Here is a 20,978-nt window from a genome sequence, read left to right on the forward strand (position 1 = left end):
CTGGCTCCAAAGCAAGAACTGTATGGTCACGGGCGGTTTCACTTCGTCCGGTGCCGACGCGCGACCGACGGCACCGGACGAGACGTCAGACGGCGAGATCGCGTCGCTCGAACGCCGCGGCGGCCATCCCGACAAGGACGGCGATGGTGCCGGCCAGGACGAGGAGATAGCCGACGTGGAAGCCGGTGTGTAGCGGGTCGGCGCCGAGGTAGTAGTGGAACGGCGACAGCCATCGCAGCGGTCGGATGGCGTCGAACTGGTTGCCGAGGGCATGCAACAGGTACGTGGCAACGGCGACGCTGCCGGTGGTGGCCAGCACGACGGGACGGCGTCCGACGAACGCGCTGACGGTCAGGGCGAGGGTGCCGAACCAGAGCCCGACCAACAGCAGGCCGAGGGAGACGGCGCTGATCCTGCTGACGCCGACGTTCATGTCCAACGCGGCGGCGAGGGCAAGGACCAGCAGCCAGACGACCGCGCCGACGGCGACGACGGCAGTGGTGAGGGCTGCGAAGCGTTGCAGGACGAACCGGCGGCGGCTGATCGGGTTGGCCAGCAGCAGATCGAGCACACCGGCGTCCTCGGGCCCGGCGATTGCGCGGGTGCCGAACGCGGTCGCTGCCATGATCAGCAGCAGGGGTACGAACACAGTGAAGATGACGGCCTGCAGGTAGCCGGCGCCACTGTACAGATCCTGGAATCCCAGCGCGGTCTGCATCCCTTGCGGGATGCGCTCGGCGGCGGACTCGGCGGCCTCCGGATCGCCCTTGAACTGGGACCAGGATGAGACGTAGATGGTGACGAAGGCCCCGACACCGACCATCCAGCCGGCGACCGCTCGCCGGTAGTCGCGGAGGGACTTGCGGACCAGGCTGGGCATCACGACGTCGTCTCCTCGGACTGGTGGTAGTAGCTGAGGAAGGTTTCCTCCAGGTCGGGTTCGGCGCTGATGAGGTCGACGACGGTGTGCCGGCCGAGTGCCTTGATCAGCGGGTCGAGTTGCCCGTCGACGGTGCAGTGCAGCACCGGTCCTTCGACGGAGACGTCGGTGACGCCCGCCAGGCCGGTGAAGTCGGCCGCCACGGGCGGCTCGGCGAAGTGCACCTCGACCTGCCGGACGGCTCGTTTGCCCAGCGACTCGACCCGTTCGACGGCGACCAGCCGGCCGGCGCGGACGATGCCGACCCGGTCGGCCGCCGTCTGCACCTCGGCGAGTATGTGTGAGGACATGAACACCGTCTGCCCGTTCGCACGAGCCTCGCGCACCATCTCCAGGAACTCCTGCTGCATCAGCGGGTCCAGGCCGGTGGTCGGCTCGTCGAGGATCAGCAGCTCCGGTTCGTGCATGAACGCCTGCACCAAGCCGACCTTCTGTTTGTTGCCCTTCGACAGGCTGCGGATCCTGCGGGACAGGTCCAATTCCAGCCGCTCGGCCAGCTCCGCGATGCGCCGGGCCGAAACGCCGCCACGGGCGTCGCCGAAGAATCGCAGCAGCTCAGCCACCCGTTCCCGTCCCTCGAACGACAGCTCGCCAGGCAGGTAACCGATCCGGCGGCGATTGTCGACGCCGCGCCGGGGAACGGTGCCGAGCACCGTGGCGGTGCCCCGGGTGGGACGAATGAAGTCCAGCAGCAGTCTGATCGTGGTCGTCTTCCCGGCCCCGTTCGGACCGAGATACCCGAACACCTCACCCGGCTGGACACGCAGATCAAGATCTTCCAATCCACGGCGACCGCCGTAGAACTTTGTCAGACCCCGGGCCTCTATCACCGAGTTCACAAGACATCCCCTCGCCAGTGCGTAGTTCTGACGTGTCGGCCCCGACCGGCGCGCGACGGATTTCCACCATGCCGGCAGCCTGCTCCCTGCCCCGGCGGCTTTCCAGGCTGATGTCGGGACAGATCCGGGCAGCGTTCGTTGCCGAATTCCGGTAACTGACGCTGCCGGCATTCGCCCTGGGACTCCGCGTGTCGAGCCCGCGGCTGTGGAGTGGTCTGCCTCACACGCCGTCAGGACGACCGGTCACGCGGTGTCTTGAGGCCGAACCCCTGGAAGCGGAGGAGTCGCTATGAGTGGGAACACCAAGTTCGTCGAGGCCGCTGCCGCGACGGCCCCGGTGACGGTGGTCGGAGCAGGTCCGACCGGCATCGAGACCGCCGGTGAGCTGGCCGAGGCGGGCCGTACCGTGACTCTGGTCTGCGGCGGGATGCTCGGCCCGTATCTGCACCCGCGTGGTCGGCGCTCGGTTGCCAGGCGGCTGGCCCGGCTAGGGGTGACCGTGTTCGACGGCCCCGACACGAAGGTGACGGCGGTGACCCGCGATGCCGTACGGCTCGCGGACGGCCGCGAGTTGCGCAGCGAGGTGACCATCCGGACCGCCGGGTTCGGCGTGCCGGACCTCGCCGGCCGTAGTGGGTTGAGCACCGACGCACTGGGCCGGCTGCTCGCCGACGAGTCGTTGACCAGTGTGGACGACGTACGCATCGTCGCGGCCGGGGACTCGGCGGCCCCTTCGGACCTGCCGTTCCGGATGAGCTGCCAGGCAGCGACGAGGATCGGCGCACACGCCGCCGACACGGTGTTGGCCCGGATCGCGGGTGACCGGCCAACGCCCATCAACCTGGGGTTCTTTGGCCATTGCATAAGTCTGGGGCGTCGTGCCGGCCTCTTCCAGTTCGCCTCCAGCAACGACACCGCGAACGGGTTGTACATCGGCGGCGGCTTGGGCGCAAAGCTCAAGGAGTTCGCCTGTGAGCACACCGTCGAGCATCTGACGAACGAGGCACGCAAGCCCGGCTCGCTCACCCGGGTCACGGACGACAAGCGCCAGGAGCTGCTGCGGGCCGGGCGCGGCAGGGCACCGGCCACCCGTTGAACAAACAGCCACGGACACGAGTCGGCCACCCCGGCTCGAACGGCTACCAACTACCGGGCGGTGGAGTTCGGCCCGTGCCGGATGGACGCAAGACACCCGATCACCTACACGAGGCAGGAAAGAACTGCATGAACATCGCTCTCTGGATCGCCGCCGGGCTGCTGGCCGCAGTCTCCGTGACCGGCGGCATCACCAAGATGTTCGTTCCCAGGGAGAAACTGGCAGCGCTCAAGGGCGGGGAATGGACCGGGCACGCCAGCGTCGGCTTCATCAAGACCATCGGGATCCTCGAGTTCCTGGCCGCGGTTGGCCTGATCCTGCCCGCCGTGCTTGACATCGCACCGTTCATGGTGCTGGTGACCGCCGTCTGCTGGGTGCTGCTGATGGTCGGCGCGGCGATCATCCATGTCCGTCTCGGTCAGTTGAGGCTGGTGGCGGTGAACCTGGGCTATGTCGCGCTTGCCGCCTTCATCGCCTGGGGCCGCTTCAGCCTCGAACCCTTCAGCGGCTAACGGAGATGTACCGCTGGCGGAATCGTGAAGAAGGGGCGAGACATGAGCGACCATGCCGTTGATCCAGCGACCGAGGCGTTCGTCGCCCATCGCAACCTGCTGTTCACCGTCGCGTACGAGTTGCTCGGGTCGGCGGCCGACGCCGAGGACGTCCTCCAGGAGACCTGGCTACGGTGGATCAAGGTCAACCTGGAGCACGTACGTGACCAGCGTGTCTACCTGGTCCGGATCACGACCCGGCAGTCCCTCAACCGGCTGCGCACCATGAGACGCCGTAAGGAGGCCTACGTCGGCCCCTGGCTGCCTGAACCGCTACTCACCGCACCGGACGTGGCCGAGGACATCGAACTCGCCGAGAGCATGTCGATGGCACTCATGCTCGTCCTGGAGACACTGTCGCCGACCGAGCGGGCCGTCTTTGTACTACGCGAGGCTTTCGGCATCAGCTACGGCGAGATCGCCGCTGCCGTCGGCAAGAGCCCCGCGGCCGTCCACCAGATCGCGCACCGGGCCCGCCAGCACGTTGACGCCCGCCGCCCCCGCCATGCGGTCTCCCCGAACGAGACCAGGGCGGCGCTGGAGGCGTTCAAGCTCGCGGTCGAGACCAGGGACTTACAGGGTCTCCTCAACGTGCTCGCCCCCGATGTTGTCCTGGTCGGCGACGGCGGCGGCGTTAAGCAGGCCGCGCTGCGTCCGGTCACCGGCGCCGAGAAGGTGGCCCGGATGTTCTTCGGGGGCCTGGGCAGGGTCGAAGGCACGCTCACCGGTGAACCCAGCATGGTCAACGGCAACCCGGCACTCCTCGTACGCCTCAATGGCCAGATCGACGGCATTATGGCGATCTGCGTCCAGGCTGCCCGTATCACGGGCCTCTACTACGTCCGCAACCCGGAGAAACTGACCCGCGTCGAAACCGAGACCCCGCTCACCCTGCGATGAACACCGGGTGCTGGAACAGCGATCTGGAATCCCGGATCGCTGTTGCCCTGTGCACGGCTACAGCGGGCCGAGCTTCTCATCCGGTCGGCGATGAGTGCGCGGCTTTGGGTTCTGCCCGAGGGCTTGGCACCTGCGCGCACTGTGATCTAGTCCGCGGGCAGCCACCTGATGGTGGATCGAGGTGGCTGCCCGCAGTCACGGTGACTGGCCGTGTCAGACCGCGCGTCCACGTACCGCTGGGACCGTTACGATCGTTCACTGAGCTGGAGGAATGTGGTCCGGATTCTGCCAACTACGGTCCACCATCCCGGCTGCGGCTTGCGGGTCGGTGCGGTGTTCGGCCTCGTTGGGGCGCACCCCGACTACCAGCCCGTCTTTGGCGCGGACCCCGGCCGCGACGCCCTGCACCACACCGATGCCCCGCCAGAGAGAACGACCGCACCTCGCTCTGCGAGTAGCTCGTCCCGCACGCCGCGGGCCGGCTCCAATGGCGACCAGTCGCTCGATCATTTGCCATTGGAGAAGGCCCGCTCAGGTCAAGGGCGCACTACCGGGACGAGATATCTGCCACCGGACATCGGTCAGCGAGTGGCGGTGAAGTTGTACAACTCCGACGCGGTGTCGTCGAAATAGGGTGACCACCACAAGGTCGGTGCCGCGTACGAGTTGAGCGTGCTGTTGACCCCGTTGAGGTAGCCCCAGTTCCCATCCCAGTTGATCAACCACGGGCCGCCGCTGGCGCCTGCGGTCAGGTCGCAGTTGATGCGGATCCGCGCCCCGGACTGGGTCGAGTTGCCGCTGCACCTCAACAGGTTGCCGCCGTCGAACGGCGCGCCGCTCGGGTAGCCGAAGTTGTTGATGCCGACCGTGAAGCCCTGGTGCGTACGGAAGCCGTGGCCCCCGAACTGGTTCACGATGCGGACGCCGTTCCGGGTGTTCATGATGGCCACAGCCATGTCGGCCTCCCAGTTGGAGCTGTCGATCCAACTGCTCCAGGTCCACAGCTCGCGGGCCGTCCAGGTGCCGTGCGGCCGGGGGTTGGCCAGGTCATCGTCGTACGCCGGGACGAACGACCAGTTGGTGGCGAGACTGCTGCCGGGGCCGCCGTGGATGCAGTGGCCAGCCGTCCACACCGTGTTGAAGCCGACCGAGTTGATGACCGCGCCGGAGCAGACCCACGATCCGCCGTCCATGTTGAAGAAGACCTTGCCGTTGGACCGGGCGGTCGGGTGGTTGGAGCCGAGGTTCGGGTTGATGGCCTGCGTGGACATGCCCGGGGTACCCATCAGGCCCGCCACCGGAGGCACATCCACCGGCCTGGACCGGTTGGTCGGTGCGGCGGACGAGGTCCCCCTGCTCTGGGCGAAACGCCGTGCCGCGGCCTTGTACGAGGGAGACTCCTCGACGGGCCTGGCATTGCGCATCCGCTCGGGTGTCCAGTACGCCTCGATCGCCGCGTCGGCAGTCACCTGCGCGCCGTACCGCTGCCTGCCGGCCGCCCACGCCTCGGCGCTGACGGCCGTGCCCACCTGACGGATGCTGTCACCGTCGGCGTGCGGAGCCGCCTGCGCCGGCTGGCCGACGGTCAGCAGCGGCAGGGCCAAGGCCAGGGCCAGAATGGGGTACGTTAGGCGCCGACCACGGATTGTTCTTGCTCTCATCGAACATCCCTCTTCTCGGGTCGTGTGAGATACCGGGGATTGCCCCGGTCGATATCGAGTTTCAGTTCTCCACGGCTGGTCATGCGGCCATCCTGGACTAGGTTGGACACCTTTGGACTGCCGCTGTCGAAAAGCAGACAGACGTCCGTCGATCTATTGGCGATTCAAAGTCGCTGATCAGGCGTCGTTGTCGTGGCCCGCCCGGCGGGCCCGATGCCGGAAAGCGCATAGATGAGGGAAGGCGTGACTGGGCAACCGCCCTATGCATCCTCCGTGGAGGCCGATCACCCCGATAATCCCAGGTCAAGCGGCTGCCCGTCGAGCACGCAATGGTCCCTGCGTGCCATCCCAGCCCATCGCCTGATGGCAAGGATCTCGTCTACGTTGAGGACCTTAGTCGCCTGAAATTTGCTTCGTTGCCTACCAATAATGATCGAGGATCATGCAGGGTCTCCGGCGAGTCCGGAGACCCTGCAGTGTCACGATGGCGGGCCGTGTCAAACCGTGCGTCTACGTACGGCCGTAACCGTTACGATCGGTTCCTGGGCTGGGGGAATGTGGTTCGGATTCTGCCAGGTATGGCTCACCCGGCTTCGAGCCGTACCAATTATCACACTTACTGCCATAAGGCCAGTAGTTCGTAATGGCCAGAGGCCCCGCGCTGCCTCAGGTCGGAACCGCTTCGGGCCGCTCCGAGCGGGCGTCGGCGCGGGCGGGCAGGTCCCCGCAACTCGACGTATCGTCGCGAGGGCTACCTGTCGGTAGCTGTGGCCGAGGGCTACTCCGCCTGCCCGCTGGCCCAGCGTCGGCCGGTGGCGTCGATGCTCGCGGAGCAGGTCGGCGTGGTGCCCGATGGTCCGGATCTGGTGCATGAGCCGACGTGGGACGGGTGGCAGGCGATTCGCCTTCCGTGAGTCTGAAGGGGTGTACCTGCCGGGCGCATCACCGCCGGTCGCGCGCGTCCTTGCGCTTGGCGTGCGAGTGCCGGGGCCCACTACGTGCTGTTCGACCTGCTCGCCGACGCCGTCGGCCGGGTTACCTGGGCGTGAGCGCGAGGCACCGGCGCATGTCCCGGTGTTGCCGCCCGGGCAGTGTCCGAGTGTGAGGAGTTGGCCGCCACCTGACGATCGTCGGACCCCGCGTGCGCCATTTTCGGACAGCGTCCGCGGGATCCAGCGGTGTACGGTTCGCGGTCGAGCGTGAGGGGGAGCCGGATGAGCTTTTTGCAGCAGGCTGAGCAGTCGCCGGACACTGAGCGGATGTTCGACGCGGACACGAAGGCGTTGGGCTACCTGCCCAATTTCACTAGGTTGTTCGCCCACAGCCCGGCCGCGTACCTGGCCTGGCAGCAGCTCAACCGTGCGGTGAGGGCCGAGATGGAGCTGCGCCGCTACGAGTTGGCGACCCTCGCCGCAGCGCGGGCCCTGAAATCCTCCTACTGCGGACTGGCGCACGGGAAGATCCTGCGAGACAAGTTCTTCGATGCGTCGACCGTCGCCGCCATCGCGTCAGACCACGGCAGCGCTGGCCTCTCCGCCCAGGAGGTCGCGGTCGTCAACTTCGCCGGAAAGGTCGCGACCGATGCGAGTTCGGTCATCGAGGCGGACATTACGGACCTGCGCAGTCACGGTCTTGATGACACGGAGATCTTCCGCGTGATTCTCGCCGTTGGTGCCAGATGCTTCTTCAGCACGGTCCTCAGCGCTGCTGGGGCTGTGCCCGATCCGCACTACAACGAAAGCCTCGACGCGGAACTGCGGCAGGCGCTGAGGTTCGGCGGCTAGGTTCGCGGTGCCGTGCGCCAACGCTTCGAATCGCGTACGCACGGCCCGCCACGTTTGACCTCGCCCCGGTCGCCGGCGACCTCGCCGACCTGAGCGAGGGGGGAGTGGCCGTGGTCGGCGACGACCCGACGCTGCTCGGCGGCACCCTCGCGATCGAGTTCGAACGCTCGACCCTCGAGGCGCCGATCGTTGCCGTGGTCGCGAGGAGCACCGGCGGTTTCGAAGCGCCTTTGTACTTCGTCGGCCGTGCGACGCTCGACGCCTTGGTCGGTCGTCTGCTCGACGCTCTGTTGTTCGTCGACCTCGCCGACGGGGTGGTCGCGGACGCGGAGGAAGACGTGAGGGCGTTGGTGCGAGCCACGCCCGGGTCGTTCTTCAAGACCCGGGCAGAACATGTCGCCTACAGCGGGAGCGAAGTCGCCGCGTTCCGGAAGTGGCTCAGTCGAAGTGGATTCGCATCAGCCTGCTGGCGGCCCAGTCGTCTGGATGGGTCGGCCTGACGGTGCCAGGGTCGTGAGGCTGGTTGAGGTCGTCGACGATGGCTGCGATGACCGCGGCCCGTTCCGTGGGATCGGTGACGGTGGTCGCGTGCGCCGGCAGGTCCGCTCGGATGCCGTTCTTGAGGTGGAAGGTGAAAGCGGGGTTCGCTCGTAGGTTCGCGTACCAGCCGGTCGGGCCTGCGCCCGCTCCGCTGCAAAGGTACGTTGCGCCGTTGGCGCGATAGAAGAAGATCTCAATGCGACGAGGTCGTCCGGTACGCCGCCCGGTGGTGGTGATGTCCACGATTCGTTCGCGGGTTCCGGCCGCGGGTGTGATCTCGATGGCGCGCCTGATCTCGTGCGGCAGGTGTGCCAGCGGGTCAGGCGTGCGGCGTTCACCATGCTGGTCTGTGGGGTTCATGCGGCTTCCTTCTGCAGTGCGGGGCCGAGGAGCAGCCCGCCGTCGAGGACGTACTCGGCGCCGGTGATGAAGGCCGCGTGGGGCGAGATGAGGAACAGCAGCAGCGCAGTGATGTCGGCGGGCTGCCCGAGTCGCGGGACGGCGAATGGCTCGGGCGAGTAGAAGTCGGCGATCGGGGCGTCGCTGCCGGCCGCCGGCTCGGTGATGAACGGGGTGGCCACAACGCCTGGGTGAATGGCATTGACGCGGATGTTGTCGCGGCCCAACTCAAGGGCAGCGGTCTGAGTGAGCCCTCGGACCGCCCACTTGCTGGCGACATATGGCGCGTAGCAGGCAGTACCGCCGAAGCCCATGGTGGAGGCGATGTTGACGATTGCTCCTCCCCCCGCGCGCCGTAGCGCCGGGGCGGCCGCCTTGATGCCGAGGAAGGTGCCGGTGAGGTTGATGTCGATGATGCGGGCCCACGTGACCCGGTCTGTTGACTCGATGAGGGCCGGCGGGTTCTGCACTCCGGCGTTGTTGACCAGGATCGTGAGCGCACCGAAGGCCTTCTCGGTCTCCTCGATGGCGGCGGCCCACGACTCCTCCTGGGAGACGTCGAGGTGGACGAAGCGCACCCCGCCTCCCAGCTCGGCGGCGAGGCCGGCGCCTCGCTCGGCATCGATGTCGCCGATGACGACGTTGGCGCCTTCGGCGTGCAGGGCACGAACGTGGCTGGCTCCCTGCCCACCGGTGCCGCCGGTCACGAGTACGGTCTGATTGGCGAAGCGGGGCATCTGATCCTCCGAGTACGAGCGAGAGATGACAACCCGTAGGACCGGGTGGTGAGTCGGACGACTCACCTTGTTGAAACTACGCCGCCCGGGGTGGTGAGTCAACCCACTCACCTCGCTATGCTGGGCGCATGACCCCAGCGCCGTCGGCCTATCACCAGCGCGTGGCGCAGGAGAAGCGCGCGCTCATCGTGCAGGCCGCTACTGAGCTTTTCCTCGAGTTGGGCTACGACCGGGCATCACTGGCGCGTGTTGCCGAGAGCGCCGGGGTGTCGAAAGCGACGCTGTTCAAGCAGTTCCCCACCAAGGCGGCATTGTTCGATGCCATAGTCATCGATTCGTGGGCTGAGAACGACGTCGCCGACGTGCCGCCCGCCGGTGACCTGACGGCCGGCCTGACGGTGCTGGGACGGCGCTACGCGACGCTGATGAGCCAGCCGGAGATGACCGACCTGTTTCGCATCGTCATCGCCGAATTGCCACGCTTTCCCGAGCTGGCCAAGGCGCACTTCTCACAGGGCAAACTGCCATACTTCGAGTCCGTCCGGATCTACCTTCTGGCCGAACGCGACACGGGAGCTGCGGACATCGCTGACCCGGAGATGGCCGCTACGCAGTTCCTCGGGATGATCTCCAACTACCTGTTCTGGCCGAGCCTTCTGCTCCCGGACTGGACGGTGACCCCTGCCCGCACGACTGCGGTCGTGGACGAAGCCGTCCGAACCATGGTTGCCCGGTACGGCACCGACAAACCAGTTCCCTCGTGATGAAGGGGCGTGAGCGAGGTAGGAGCAAGCTCCCGGTAGGACAGCAGTCGGACGCTGCGGGATCGCGGGTGCCCCGTTGCTGTTTCCTGCGGGCGACCCGGGTGAGGTGGCGCATTCTCGGCAGCCGGAGCTGAACAGGGCGGCGTGGCGTTTCCTGGCGGTGCACTTCGCACATCCGCTGCGGGTCATCGCGTATCCGGCCGGGGCCTGTTTGTGCCGGCTGCAGGCCGTTAGGCTGCGGATATGGTCCGGGATGAACTGCTGCGGCTGCGCGCGAGGGCGGTGGCTGAGGCCTCGACGTTGGCCCAGGACTTGGAGGCGCTGTTCCTGGCATCGCGGGATTCGAATGCCGACGACGAGCACGACCCGGAGGGTGCCACCATCGGCTTCGAACGTGCCCAGTTGACCGCGCTGCTGGCCGGGGCGCGGGAGCGGATCGCCGACGTTGACGACGCGCTGCGTCGGGTGGACGCGGCGACCTACGGCGTCTGCGAGCGTTGCGGGCAGCCGATCGGTGATGAACGGCTTGCCGCACGGCCATTCGCCCGTTTCTGCATGGCGTGCGCATAGGGCATGAGGGAGAGTGGGATCTGGGAACGCTCCTCCCGCCGTCGGCGGTCAGCGCCGGACTCCAGGGCCGATAGAGCGGAGACCTCCGGCGGTGGAGGTACCGGAAGCGTGCCGTCGAGATCTATGAGGCCGCCGTACTGGGGTGCAGGAACTCGGGCGCGACCACGGACCACGGCACCTGGTGTCCCTCGATATCCCTCGATAGGGCCGCTCGCGCGCACGCACGGCCCTGCTCGCGCAGCGAGGCCGCTACGGACCAGATGCCTGAGGTGGTGGCCTCTCGTGTGCCGTCCCACCCGGTGAGCCCCGCCTGCCGCTGGGTGCGGTCCACCGCCGAGCGGGCCCCCAACGCCAGCTCATCGCTCATCGCGAGCACCACCACGGGGCCACCACCCTCAAGCGTTTTCAGCAGCGCTGCGGCGGCGTCCTCACCCAGTACGCGCTGGTTGCGCTCGACCACGGCGATCCGGACGTCGTCCCAGTCGTGACCGGTCTCGGTCAGCGCATCGCGGTAGCCGGCCAGACGAGCCCCGGTGACCGGGAAGGGGACCGCCTGCAGGTCCATCAGGTCGACTGGCAGGTCGTGGCCGCGCAGGATGCCGCTGGTGCGGCGCCGGTCCAGGGGGAAGCTGATGATGACGGGAGTCGCTTCAGCCAGCGGCGTGGCCGCCGCAACTGCTGCTGCCGCCGCGCGGTCATCGGGCCCGATGCACACCAGCCCCGGGTGGGCAGGCCCGCCTTGGATGGCGGCTGGTCGCCCGCTGCTCGCCACGGCGGCCAGTACCGGGTCATCGGCGACGGTGGTCCACAGCACGTAGCCGTCCACCGCCGCTGTCAGCACCCGGTCGACGTCGGAGGCATCCCCGCGGGTGGGGATCAGCACCACTCCCAGGTCCTCACTGACGCAGACGTCGGTGACCCCGGCCAGGAACTGCGCCGCCTGCGGGTTGTCGAAGAGGTAGGACAAATGTTCTCCGACCACCACGCCCAGCTGCTTGGCGCGCCCTGAGCGCAGGGCGCGGGCGGTGCTGTCGGGGCGGTAGCCCAGTCTCGCCGCGGCCTCCAGCACCCGGGTGCGGGTGGCTTCGGCGACCCGAGTGGGGTGGTTGAAGGCGTAGGAGACCGTCATCGGCGCGACCCCTGCCTGCTCGGCGACGTCTTTGACGGTGGGACGTCGTCGCGCAGGTGTGGGCACAACAACATCATATCGTGCTGTGTAACGTTACGAACATGGTTCAAGACACGGTCGTCTCCTCGCCCCGGCCACCTGTCCTCGGGCTCCGTGCCGTCTATGCGCCCTACGCGGCGTTCGCTGCGTTCGGGATCTTCTGGGGTGCCTGGGGAGCGGCCCTGCCCGCGTTGCGCGACCAGGCCGGGGTCAGCGAAGGCCAACTGGGCACCGCCCTGCTCTTCATCGGTCTAGGGGCGCTGCCGTCGATGGCCTTTACCGGACGTGTGGTGGACCGCTTCGGGCTCCGTGTGGCGGCCTGGCTGCTGGCGGCACTGGCCGGTGCTGGTCTCCTCATCACGGCCGGCGCCGACGGGGTGGTGCTGCTGGTCATCGGGATGCTCGTGGTCGGCGCCGCTTCTGGTGCCGCGGACGTGGCCATCAACACCTTGGCGGGGCGCGCAGAGCACGCCACCGCCAAGCCTCTGCTCACCCGTTCCCACGGGTTGTTCTCCGTGGGCGTGGTTATCGCCAGCCTGTCCACTGGAGCGCTGCTGGGCGCGGGGCTGTCACTGCTGGCGGCCTTCGCCGCGGTCGCGGCGATGATGCTCGCCCTGGCAGCGATGGCTCACCTGACCAGCAAGTCGCTGCAGATTCCAGCTCACCGGGGCGATGCCGGCACCCGGGCGGAAGCCCGCGAAGGTGCCCGTGCGGAGCGAGGGGCGCCGGCAGGCTCTGGCGTGGCCCAGCCCCGTGGCGCACGAAGGCTCACGAGGCTGCTGTGCCGGATCAGCCCGACTTCACCCCTGTTCGTCGTGGGACTGGTGGCTGCGTTGGCCTACGCCATCGAGAACGCCCACCAGAGTTGGGGAGCGGTGATGCTCACCGACGTCTTCAGCGCCTCACCCCAGCTGGCGGCCGTAGCCCCGGCGGCTTTTGCCGCCACCGCCGCGCTGACACGCCTGAGCCTGGCGCCGCTGTCGCGCAGCCGCCCCACCGCGATGTTGGTCGGTGGAGGCGCGCTGGCCACCGTGGGCAGCGCTGTGCTGGCCACCGCTCCTTCGGTCATCATCGCCCTGGTCGGGCTGGTGCTGAGCGCCCTGGGCACCGCGACGCTGTTCCCCACCTTGCTCAGCCGCAGTCTGCGAGGCACCGACCCCGCTCAGCACGGCCGGGCCACCTCCACCGTCGCCGCTACCGCCTACCTGGGCTTCCTGCTCGGCCCGGCCTACGTGGGTCTGCTGGCCGAGAGCAGCGACCTGCGCGGCGCGCTGCTCGGCGTGGCCGCACTGGCTCTGGTCTTCACCCTGGCAGCAGCGCCGATCAGCACCTGGGCTGCGAGAAGAGCGCAGAGCGATCACTAGGACCGCTCGCTCTTCGGCATGAGCGCGCACCGGCGTCCGGTCGTAAGACGCGTCCGGCTGAGAGGGCTCGTGCGCGAAGACGGATCCCGGACGCCTGGCTCGGAATCCGTCCCAGGCTGGCTCATCTTCAGCCGAGCGGAGCTGCCGGGATGCGGACACCGACGGCGAGCATGCGGGCTTCGGTGGCGGCCTTGCGGGCCTGCTCGTGGAAGTCGGGTGCGGCGCAGACGAACAGGGTGTCGCCCCCGGCGCCGCCCAGGGCACAGGCGTAGACGGGTGTGCCGGGCCTGATCTCGTCGGTGACGGTTCCTCCTTCGGTCACCCGCAGGAGCCGGTTTCCGGTGGCGTCGGCGATCCACAGCCCGCCCTCCGCGTCGAGGCAGGCGCCGTCACCGGCGACCCGGAGCTGGCCGAGGGCCCCCGCGACGTCGCGGTCGGTCGGCAACGGTCCGAACTCGGCCCACACCCGGCGATCGGTGAGTTCGCCGTCGGCCGTCACGGTGAAGGCGGTGACCCGGTTGCCGAACGTCTCCACCACCAGTAGGACGTTGTCCGGCGTGAGTACGCTGCCGTTGGGAAACCAGAGGTCGTCGGCGACCTGGGTGACCCGTCCGTCGGGATCCACCCGGTGCAGCGCCGCCGGCTCCAGCGGCGCGCCGGCCATCAGGTCGAAGCCGAAGTTTCCCACGTACGCGCGACCGTGTTCGTCAACCACCATGTCGTTTGTGTGTCCGGTGGCGTGTCCGCTCAGGTCGGCGTGGACGCAGAGCGTGCCGTCCGGCTCCCGCCGGAGGACCCTGCGGTCCCGCATGGACACGACCAGCAGTCGGCCGTCGGGGAGCCAGCCGAGACCGGAGGGCTGCCCCGGCACGTCGGCCTCCACCCGCAGGTCCGTGCCGTCCTCGTTCATCGAGCGGACCCGGTATCCGTAGAAGTCGGAGAACCAGAGCCGCCCGTCGCGCCAGCGCGGCGCCTCCAGGAAGTTGAAGCCCTCCGCCAGGGTGGTCGTCGCTGCGGTCATGTGCCTTCCTCCTCGGTTGGTCCTGCGCGTCGCTGAGCTGTGGATAGGGGAATGGTGTGCGTCGGTGGATCGGTCAGATGGCCATGCCGCCGTCCACCGGCAGGACCACACCAGTGATGTAGGAGGCCTCGTCGGAGGCCAGGAACGCGACAGCCGCCGCCATTTCCGACGCGTCGGCGAACCGGCCCATGGGAATGGCTGCGGTGAGCTGCGCCAGCTTCTCCTGCGGCACCGACGCGATCATGCGGGTCTGGGCGCTGGGTGAGATGGCGTTGACGGTGATCCCGAACCGGGCCAGTTCCTTCGCGGTGGTGCGGGTGAAGCCGATGATCCCGGCCTTGGCCATCGAGTAGTTCGACTGGCCGGGGTTGCCCCGCAGACCGGTGTAGGAGGTGACGTTGATGATGCGGCCTGCCCCCTGCCGCCGGAAGTGCGGGACCACTGCGCGGGTGAACCGGAACGTGCCGCCGGCGTGCACCGCCATGACCGACTCGTAGTCGTCGTCGCTCAACTTCCACACCACGCCGTCGCGGAGATTGCCGGCATTGTTGACCAGGACGTCGAGCCGGCCGCTTTCGGACACCACCCGCTCGACCACCTCGGTGACCTGACCGGTGTCGGCGACGTCGGCGGCCAGCCCGGTCGCGCCGATCTCGTCGGCGGCCTCCTTCACCGGTCCGGCTTCCAGGTCGACCAGGTAGACGGTGGCGCCGGCCTGCCGGAAGTATCTGCCGACGGCGAGGCCGACCCCGCGGGCGGCGCCGGTGACCACGACCGTGCGGCCGGTGAAGTCGAAGGTGATGTTGCGCATCAGGTGAGCCTTTCCAGGATGACTGCCATGCCCTGCCCGCCACCGACGCACATGGTTTCCAGTCCGATGGTCCGGTCGGTGGCGCGGAGCCCGTTGATCAGCGTCGTGGTGATCCGGGCGCCGGTCATGCCGTACGGATGGCCGAGAGCGATCGCCCCGCCGTGCACGTTCAGCTTGTCGCCGAACGGGTCGATGCCCAGATCGCGGGCGGACGGTATGACCTGAGCGGCGAACGCCTCGTTGATCTCGATCAGGTCGACATCGTCGATCGTCATGCCGGCATGCCGCAGCGCCTGCCGGGACGCGGCGACCGGCCCGAGGCCCATGATCTCTGGGGAGAGGCCGCTGACGCCGGTGGCGACGATCCGTGCCAAGGGGGCGATGCCCAACTCGCGGGCTCGGGTGTCGGACATGACGATGAGTGCCGCCGCGCCGTCGTTCAACGGGCAGCAGTTGCCGGCGGTGACCAGCCCGTCGGGCCGGAAGACCGGCATCAGGGCGGCCACCGCGTCGTAGCTGACGCCGGGGCGGGGGCCGTCGTCGGTGTCGACGAGGGAGCCGTCCGGGAGGGTCACCGGGGTGATTTCTCGACGGTAGAAGCCGCTGCCGATCGCCCGCTCGGCGAGGTGTTGGGAGCGCACCGCGAACCGGTCCATCTCCTCGCGGGTGACGCCCCGGGCGCGGGCCAGGTTCTCCGCGGTCTGCCCCATGGCGATGTAGACGTCGGGTAGGCGGCCGCCGTCACGCGGATCGGTCCACCCGTCGGCACCGGACTCCGCGGCGTCGCGGGTACGGGCCTCCGCCTCGGCGAAGGCCGGGTTGTGGGTGTCCGGCCATGAGTCGGAGGTGCCTCGGTCGTGCCGGGAGACCGTCTCCACGCCTGCCGACACGAACACGTGTCCCTCGCCCGCCCGGATGGCGTGCAGGGCCATCCGGGTCGTCTGCACCGAGGAGGCGCAGTAGCGGGTGACAGTGGTCCCCGGTACGCCGTCCAGCCCGAGCAGGACGGTGACCACCCGAGCCATGTTGTCGCCCTGCTCGCCGCCGGGCAGTCCGCAACCCAGCATCAGGTCGTCGATGTCGGTAGGGTCCAGCGCCGGCACCTGCGCGAGCGCGGACCGCACCAGTTGCACGGTCAGGTCGTCGGGACGCAGCTGCGCGAGTGAGCCCTTGCGGGCGCGGCCGATCGGTGAGCGGGCCGCCGCGACGATCACGGCTTCGGGCACGGGTACCTCCTGGGCGAGTCCGCGCGGCGGGCGCGGATCCGGTCGATGCTGCGGTGCAGGCCGGGGCTCTCGATGGCCACGATCACCGCGAGCAGCGCCGCGTAGAGCAGTTGGGTGGAGTAGTCGGGCAGGGCGGTGGTCACCACGATCTGTGCGAGCAGGGCGACCGAGAGCGCGCCGGCCAGCAGGCCGAGCGGGGCACCTCGGCCGCCGGCCAGGGAGACGCCGCCGAGCAGGGCGGCCACCGCCGCCAGGATCAGCGGTTGCAGCCCCGGGTCGGGGTTGGCCGAGGCGTAGCTGTAGGCGAGCAGCGCACCGCCGAGGGCCGCGAGTGTCCCCGACAGGGTGAACAGCCCGACGAGCCGCCGGTCCACCCGTACGCCGGTGACCCGGCTGGCGCGGCGGTCACCACCGATCGCCCGCAGTTCGCGGCCAAGCCTGGTGCAGCCGAGCAGCAGCGCCAGGGCGAGGAACGCCCCGAGCGTCACCAGGCTGCGCGGCGAGAAGATCCCGGCGATGGTCTGGTCCACCCACAGGGTCGCGTCGCTGTTGGGGTAGGTGACGCTCAGCCCGCCGGAGAGCACGTTCGTCAGACCCAGCAGCGCGATGTAGGTCGCGAGCGTCACCGGCATGGACGGGATGCGCAGTCCCGCGATCAGCCCGCCCTGCGCCGCTCCGATGGCGGCACCGACGGCCACGGCGGCCAGGACGCCCGCCACCGGCGAGGTCGCCCCGGTGCTCACCGCGATCATTCCACCGAGGGCGTACGTGCCGACAACCGACAGGTCGAACTCGCCGGCGATCATCGTGATTCCGATGGCCAGGGCCAGCAGCCCCAGGTGCGCGAAGCCCTGCAACGCGTTGTACGCGTCGAACAGTTCCAGTTGTCGCCCGCTGACCATCGGCGAGGCCAGGAAGGACGCCAGCACGACGGCCAGGGAGACGACCGGCATCAACCGCTCCGGCCGGGCCAGCCACGCCCGGCTCATCGCCAACCCCGGGTGGTACGCAGATGCACGGCGATGACGACGGCGAGCACGAGGAGACCTTTCACGAGAATCTGCATGCCGGTGGAGTAGCCGCGCAGCAGCAGGACGTCGGAGATGACGGAGATCAGCAGCGCACCGCCCAGGGTCTGCAGGGCCGATCCGCGACCACCGGCGATCGCGGTGCCACCCACCAGGACGGCCGCGATGGCGTCGAGGGTGAGAGTGCCGCCGAGGGTGACCGTCGCGGCGGTGTTGAACGACGCGAGGAAGATCCCGGCCACCGCGATGCACCCGCCGAAGAACGCCCAGGCCAGGACGGTCACCCGGCCGACCGGCAGGCCGGCGGCGCGGGCCGCGGCCCGGTTCTCCCCGACGAGGTACATCTGCCGCCCGGCCGTGGTGCGGCGCAGCAGCCAGTGGGCGAGCGCGGTCACGGCGAGCAGCGCATACACCGATACTGGCAGACCCAGCAGGGTCCTGTTGAGCACGGCGAAGGCGTTGCTGGCGGGATACACCGGGGTGCCGCCACTGAACCAGGTGGCGGCGGCGCCGACGGCGAAGCCGGCCGCGATGGTCAGCACGATGGGGTTCGCGTCCCAGTAGCCGACGACCGCCCCCTGAGCGGCGGTGAGGACCACGCCGCAGACGAGTGCGAGGAGAACCGCGGGCAGCAGGCCCAGTTGCTGCGTGGCCAGGAAGACCATCGCGACCACTGTCGCCGTCTGGGAGGCGGCCAGCGACACCGCGGACCCGACGATCATCACAAGCGTCGCGCCGATCGCGGTGATCCCGACGAAGGCGGCGGAGGCGAGGATCGCGCGTGCGTTGTCGAGGGTCAGGAAGCGGTCCGTCGTCACCGCGAGGACGGCGAGTGGCAGCAGCAGTACGGCCGACGCGGCCGTGAGCGGGCCCGGCCGTCGGGGGACCCGCCCGGTCGCGGACGGCTTCGGGTCGGTGAGGCCGGGAGACCCGGCGATCGCGGTGGTCGCTGCGCTGTGGCGCGGGTCGTCGGCTGGGGTCATGTCTGGTCCACTCCGTGCGTCATGTCCTGCATCAACGCGGATCCGTCGGCGTCGCCCTGGTACCGGCGGACGATCCGACCGTCCCGCATCGTGATGATCTCGTCGCCGAGTTCCAGCAGTTCCTCCAGTTCGGTGGAGGCGAAGATGACGACGAGTCCGGCGTCGGCGGCCTGGCGCAGCAGTCGATGGATGGCGGCACGTCCGCCGATGTCGACACCACGGGTCGGCTCGTCCAGCAGGAGGGCGAGGACGTCGGCGCGGTCGAGGCACCGGGCGACGAACACCTTCTGCTGGTTTCCTCCGCTCAGTGCGCGTACCCGTTCCCGTAGTCGTCCGGCCGGCAGTCCGGCCAGGTCGGCGATCGACCGGACGGCGTCCTGTTCGCGGCCCGTTCGCAGCACGCCGCCGCGGCCGAGATGCGGTAGGCGGGTAGCGACCAGGTTCGCGCCGACCGACTTGTCGAGGAACAGTCCCTCGGTCTTGCGATCATTGGAGACGAAGGCGATGCCGTTGCGCGCGGCGGCCACCGGGTCGCGGTAGGGCACCTCGTGGTCGCGCAACCGCACGGTTCCGGTGGCCTTCGGATGCAGCCCGGCCAGTGCCCGCAGCACGTCCGAGGCGCCGCTGCCGAGCTGACCGGCGAGCGCGTGGATGCGCCCGGCCCGAGCGGTGAGGTCGAAGTCCGCCAGCCGACCGGGCACGGAGAGCCCTTCGATCCGCAACGCGTACGCCTGGCTGGTCGCGGGACCGCCGGACGCGGCTAGCCGGTGTGGGGTCTCGCCGAGCATCTGGACGATCAGTTCGTCGACTGTCAGCTGCTGCACCGCGGTGGTGGCCACGGTGCTGCCGTCGCGCAGCACGGTCACCCGGTCGCAGAGGTCGAGGACCTCCGACAGCCGGTGTGAGACGAACACGACGGAGCAGCCGGTGGCCGCGACCCGTCGGATCGCCGCGAATACGTGGGCGCTCTCCACGTCGCTGAGGGTCGCCGTGGGTTCGTCGAGGATCACCAGTCGGGCGTTCTGGCTGAGGGCCTTGGCGATCTCGACGAGCTGCCGTTCGCCGATGCCGAGCGTGGTCACCGGCTGGTCGGGCCGGAGGTGTTCAAGTCCCATTCCGTCGAGGATCTGTCGACACCGGGCCCGGGCGGCTCGCCGTCGGTTGATCAGCGGTGCGTCGATGTCGCCGAGCAGCATGTTCTCGCCGACCGTCAGTGCCGGTACGACGCTCAGCTCCTGATCGACAAGGGCCACGCCCAGCCGTTGGGCGGCCTGCCGGCTGGACAGTTCGACGGGCGTACCACCGATGGCGATGCGCCCACGGTCGGGCGCGAGCTGCCCGGAGAGCATCTTCACGACGGTGCTCTTGCCGGCTCCGTTGTGACCGCACAGACCGTGGATCTCGCCGGGGCCCACGGTGAAGGAGGCGTCCCGGACCGCTGGTACGCCGTTGAAGGCCCGGGCCAGGCCCTCGACGCGTACCTGAACGCGGTCGAGGGCCGGCCCGGCGGCGGATCCGCTCACACGTTGCTGCATTGCTCGGCGAACTGGTCCAGGGTCGCGGCCGTGACGCGCCCCTCCTCGACGATCTCGCGCTTCGGCGGGTTCTGACCGGTCAGGAACCGTACGGCGTAGTCCGCGGTCTGCTTGGCGATCGTGCCCGGATCCTCGGTGGCGGTGCCGTACATCTCCCCGGCCCGAATGGAGTCGATGCCGGCCTTGAAGCAGTTGCTGCCGGTGACGATCAGGCCCTCCTTGCCGCCCACCGGGATTCCGGCCTGCTTGGCCGCCTGGATGATCGGCAGGGCCATGTAGTCGGCCATGCCGTACGCGGCTTGTACCCCGTCACGACCGTGTTTGGCGAGCAGTTGCTGGGCGATGGTGCCGGAGAGCTGCGGGTCCCAGTTGGCGTCCTGCTCGTCGACGACCTGGTACTGCGGTGCGCCGGCCAGCACCCGGTTGAAGCCCTTCATCCGGTCTTGGGTGACGAGCATGGACTTCGTGCCGGTGAGCACAATGATCTTGCCGGAGTCGCGGCCCTGGGCCTGGAGGCCCTCAATGATGTTCTGGGCGGCGTACTCGCCGAGCTTCTCGTTGTCGGACAGGACCGACATCACGTCGTCGGCCACCGACGGGTCGGGCGGTCCGTCGAAGGCCAGTACCGGCACTCCGGCGGCCTTGGCCTTCTGGATCGGCACCACCATGGCCTGGGTGTCGAGAATGGACAGCGCGATGAGGTCCGGTTTCTGTGCGACAGCCTGGTTGAACTTCTGGACCTGGGTACCCGGGTCCATTGTCGTCATGTCGTTGATCTTGACGCCGGTCGACGCCAGTTCCTTGCCGAAGACCTCGTTGAAGTAGGCGCCCCACGGGTTGCTGTTTCCGTAGCCGACCAGGGCGATCGTCTTGCCGGCCAGGGCGGATCCGGCGGCTTCGCCGGGCGGCGAGCTGCCGCCGTCGCCGCACGCGGTCGCCAGCAGGGTCAGTCCGAGGGCGCCGGCGGTGAAACCGACGCGGATTGTTCCGGTGCGGAGCATGCGCTCTCCCTTGATTCGGGGGTGGGTGCGAGGCGTCAGGGGTTCCGTGCGGCCGGCGCG

The 20,978-nt window shown here is 68.9% G+C and carries 21 protein-coding genes; 8 read left to right on the top strand and 13 right to left on the bottom strand.

Annotated elements, in window-relative coordinates; translation table 11 throughout:
• Positions 1-85 precede the first annotated feature (85 nt).
• Positions 86-880 (bottom strand): ABC transporter permease subunit, encoded by a 795-nt coding sequence (locus tag AB0I71_RS08410; RefSeq protein WP_357582570.1) that lies wholly within the window; start codon positions 878-880, stop codon positions 86-88.
• On the bottom strand, positions 880-1,779 hold the full coding sequence (locus tag AB0I71_RS08415) for an ABC transporter ATP-binding protein (RefSeq protein WP_357582571.1): 900 nt from the start codon (positions 1,777-1,779) through the stop codon (positions 880-882). Before AB0I71_RS08415 ends, AB0I71_RS08410 begins: the two co-directional genes overlap by 1 nt.
• Before the next feature lie 289 nt (positions 1,780-2,068).
• Between AB0I71_RS08415 and AB0I71_RS08420 the strand changes: the two genes are divergently transcribed.
• The 3 genes from AB0I71_RS08420 (at position 2,069) to AB0I71_RS08430 (ending at position 4,326) form a co-directional block, all read left to right on the top strand.
• Positions 2,069-2,875, top strand: a complete 807-nt coding sequence (locus AB0I71_RS08420) for an FAD-dependent oxidoreductase (protein WP_357582572.1) — start codon at positions 2,069-2,071, stop codon at positions 2,873-2,875.
• Between the two features lie 128 nt (positions 2,876-3,003).
• Positions 3,004-3,387, top strand: coding sequence for a DoxX family protein (locus tag AB0I71_RS08425; protein WP_357582573.1), 384 nt, complete (start codon positions 3,004-3,006; stop codon positions 3,385-3,387).
• Positions 3,388-3,429: 42 nt separating this feature from the next.
• Complete coding sequence (locus tag AB0I71_RS08430) at positions 3,430-4,326, top strand: RNA polymerase sigma-70 factor (RefSeq protein ID WP_357582574.1); 897 nt, start codon at positions 3,430-3,432, stop codon at positions 4,324-4,326.
• A 581-nt stretch (positions 4,327-4,907) separates the two neighbouring features.
• Here AB0I71_RS08430 and AB0I71_RS08435 read toward each other — a convergent pair.
• The gene (locus tag AB0I71_RS08435; protein WP_357582575.1) at positions 4,908-5,987 is read right to left on the bottom strand and encodes a hypothetical protein; all 1,080 of its coding nucleotides are present in this window, start codon (positions 5,985-5,987) and stop codon (positions 4,908-4,910) included.
• Positions 5,988-7,201: 1,214 nt separating this feature from the next.
• Here AB0I71_RS08435 and AB0I71_RS08440 point away from each other — a divergent pair.
• Together AB0I71_RS08440 and AB0I71_RS08445 are read left to right on the top strand one after the other, a co-directional pair.
• On the top strand, positions 7,202-7,771 hold the full coding sequence (locus AB0I71_RS08440) for a peroxidase (protein ID WP_357582576.1): 570 nt from the start codon (positions 7,202-7,204) through the stop codon (positions 7,769-7,771).
• A 110-nt stretch (positions 7,772-7,881) separates the two neighbouring features.
• Positions 7,882-8,271: a hypothetical protein gene (locus AB0I71_RS08445; protein WP_357582577.1), complete on the top strand. Its 390-nt coding sequence runs from the start codon at positions 7,882-7,884 to the stop codon at positions 8,269-8,271.
• Here AB0I71_RS08445 and AB0I71_RS08450 read toward each other — a convergent pair.
• Both AB0I71_RS08450 and AB0I71_RS08455 read right to left on the bottom strand, forming a co-directional pair.
• Positions 8,210-8,671 (bottom strand): nitroreductase/quinone reductase family protein, encoded by a 462-nt coding sequence (locus AB0I71_RS08450; RefSeq protein ID WP_357582578.1) that lies wholly within the window; start codon positions 8,669-8,671, stop codon positions 8,210-8,212. The two genes, AB0I71_RS08445 and AB0I71_RS08450, sit on opposite strands and share 62 nt — an antisense overlap.
• A complete protein-coding gene (locus AB0I71_RS08455; RefSeq protein WP_357582579.1) occupies positions 8,668-9,447 on the bottom strand; it encodes an SDR family oxidoreductase in 780 nt (259 codons plus the stop codon). The genes AB0I71_RS08450 and AB0I71_RS08455 overlap by 4 nt, the downstream gene beginning before the upstream one ends.
• Positions 9,448-9,575: 128 nt before the next feature.
• Between AB0I71_RS08455 and AB0I71_RS08460 the strand changes: the two genes are divergently transcribed.
• Both AB0I71_RS08460 and AB0I71_RS08465 read left to right on the top strand, forming a co-directional pair.
• On the top strand, positions 9,576-10,211 hold the full coding sequence (locus AB0I71_RS08460) for a TetR/AcrR family transcriptional regulator (protein WP_357582580.1): 636 nt from the start codon (positions 9,576-9,578) through the stop codon (positions 10,209-10,211).
• A 243-nt stretch (positions 10,212-10,454) separates the two neighbouring features.
• Entirely contained in the window at positions 10,455-10,781 is a 327-nt protein-coding gene (locus AB0I71_RS08465; protein ID WP_357582581.1) for a TraR/DksA C4-type zinc finger protein, read from the top strand.
• 121 nt (positions 10,782-10,902) lie between these two features.
• Here AB0I71_RS08465 and AB0I71_RS08470 read toward each other — a convergent pair whose 3' ends face one another.
• Positions 10,903-11,976 (bottom strand): LacI family DNA-binding transcriptional regulator, encoded by a 1,074-nt coding sequence (locus AB0I71_RS08470; RefSeq protein ID WP_357582582.1) that lies wholly within the window; start codon positions 11,974-11,976, stop codon positions 10,903-10,905.
• A gap of 35 nt (positions 11,977-12,011) precedes the next feature.
• Between AB0I71_RS08470 and AB0I71_RS08475 the strand changes: the two genes are divergently transcribed.
• Complete coding sequence (locus AB0I71_RS08475) at positions 12,012-13,313, top strand: MFS transporter (RefSeq protein ID WP_357582583.1); 1,302 nt, start codon at positions 12,012-12,014, stop codon at positions 13,311-13,313.
• Between the two features lie 127 nt (positions 13,314-13,440).
• Here the strand turns inward: AB0I71_RS08475 and AB0I71_RS08480 are convergent, their stop codons facing one another.
• The 7 genes from AB0I71_RS08480 to AB0I71_RS08510 all read right to left on the bottom strand — a co-directional run bounded on the left by AB0I71_RS08480 (position 13,441) and on the right by AB0I71_RS08510 (position 20,918).
• Positions 13,441-14,334: an SMP-30/gluconolactonase/LRE family protein gene (locus AB0I71_RS08480; protein ID WP_357582584.1), complete on the bottom strand. Its 894-nt coding sequence runs from the start codon at positions 14,332-14,334 to the stop codon at positions 13,441-13,443.
• A gap of 73 nt (positions 14,335-14,407) precedes the next feature.
• Complete coding sequence (locus AB0I71_RS08485; protein WP_357582585.1) at positions 14,408-15,145, bottom strand: SDR family oxidoreductase; 738 nt, start codon at positions 15,143-15,145, stop codon at positions 14,408-14,410.
• Complete coding sequence (locus tag AB0I71_RS08490; protein ID WP_357582586.1) at positions 15,145-16,371, bottom strand: acetyl-CoA C-acetyltransferase; 1,227 nt, start codon at positions 16,369-16,371, stop codon at positions 15,145-15,147. The genes AB0I71_RS08485 and AB0I71_RS08490 overlap by 1 nt, the downstream gene beginning before the upstream one ends.
• Positions 16,356-17,360, bottom strand: a complete 1,005-nt coding sequence (locus AB0I71_RS08495; protein ID WP_357582587.1) for a hypothetical protein — start codon at positions 17,358-17,360, stop codon at positions 16,356-16,358. The genes AB0I71_RS08490 and AB0I71_RS08495 overlap by 16 nt, the downstream gene beginning before the upstream one ends.
• Positions 17,357-18,382, bottom strand: a complete 1,026-nt coding sequence (locus AB0I71_RS08500; RefSeq protein WP_357582588.1) for an ABC transporter permease — start codon at positions 18,380-18,382, stop codon at positions 17,357-17,359. The genes AB0I71_RS08495 and AB0I71_RS08500 overlap by 4 nt, the downstream gene beginning before the upstream one ends.
• The gene (locus AB0I71_RS08505) at positions 18,379-19,905 is read right to left on the bottom strand and encodes a sugar ABC transporter ATP-binding protein (RefSeq protein ID WP_357582589.1); all 1,527 of its coding nucleotides are present in this window, start codon (positions 19,903-19,905) and stop codon (positions 18,379-18,381) included. The genes AB0I71_RS08500 and AB0I71_RS08505 overlap by 4 nt, the downstream gene beginning before the upstream one ends.
• Positions 19,902-20,918, bottom strand: coding sequence for a sugar ABC transporter substrate-binding protein (locus AB0I71_RS08510; protein ID WP_357582590.1), 1,017 nt, complete (start codon positions 20,916-20,918; stop codon positions 19,902-19,904). The genes AB0I71_RS08505 and AB0I71_RS08510 overlap by 4 nt, the downstream gene beginning before the upstream one ends.
• Positions 20,919-20,978: the final 60 nt, after the last annotated feature.

The sequence above is a fragment of the Micromonospora sp. NPDC049891 genome, from assembly GCF_040660295.1.
Taxonomy (GTDB): domain Bacteria; phylum Actinomycetota; class Actinomycetes; order Mycobacteriales; family Micromonosporaceae; genus Micromonospora.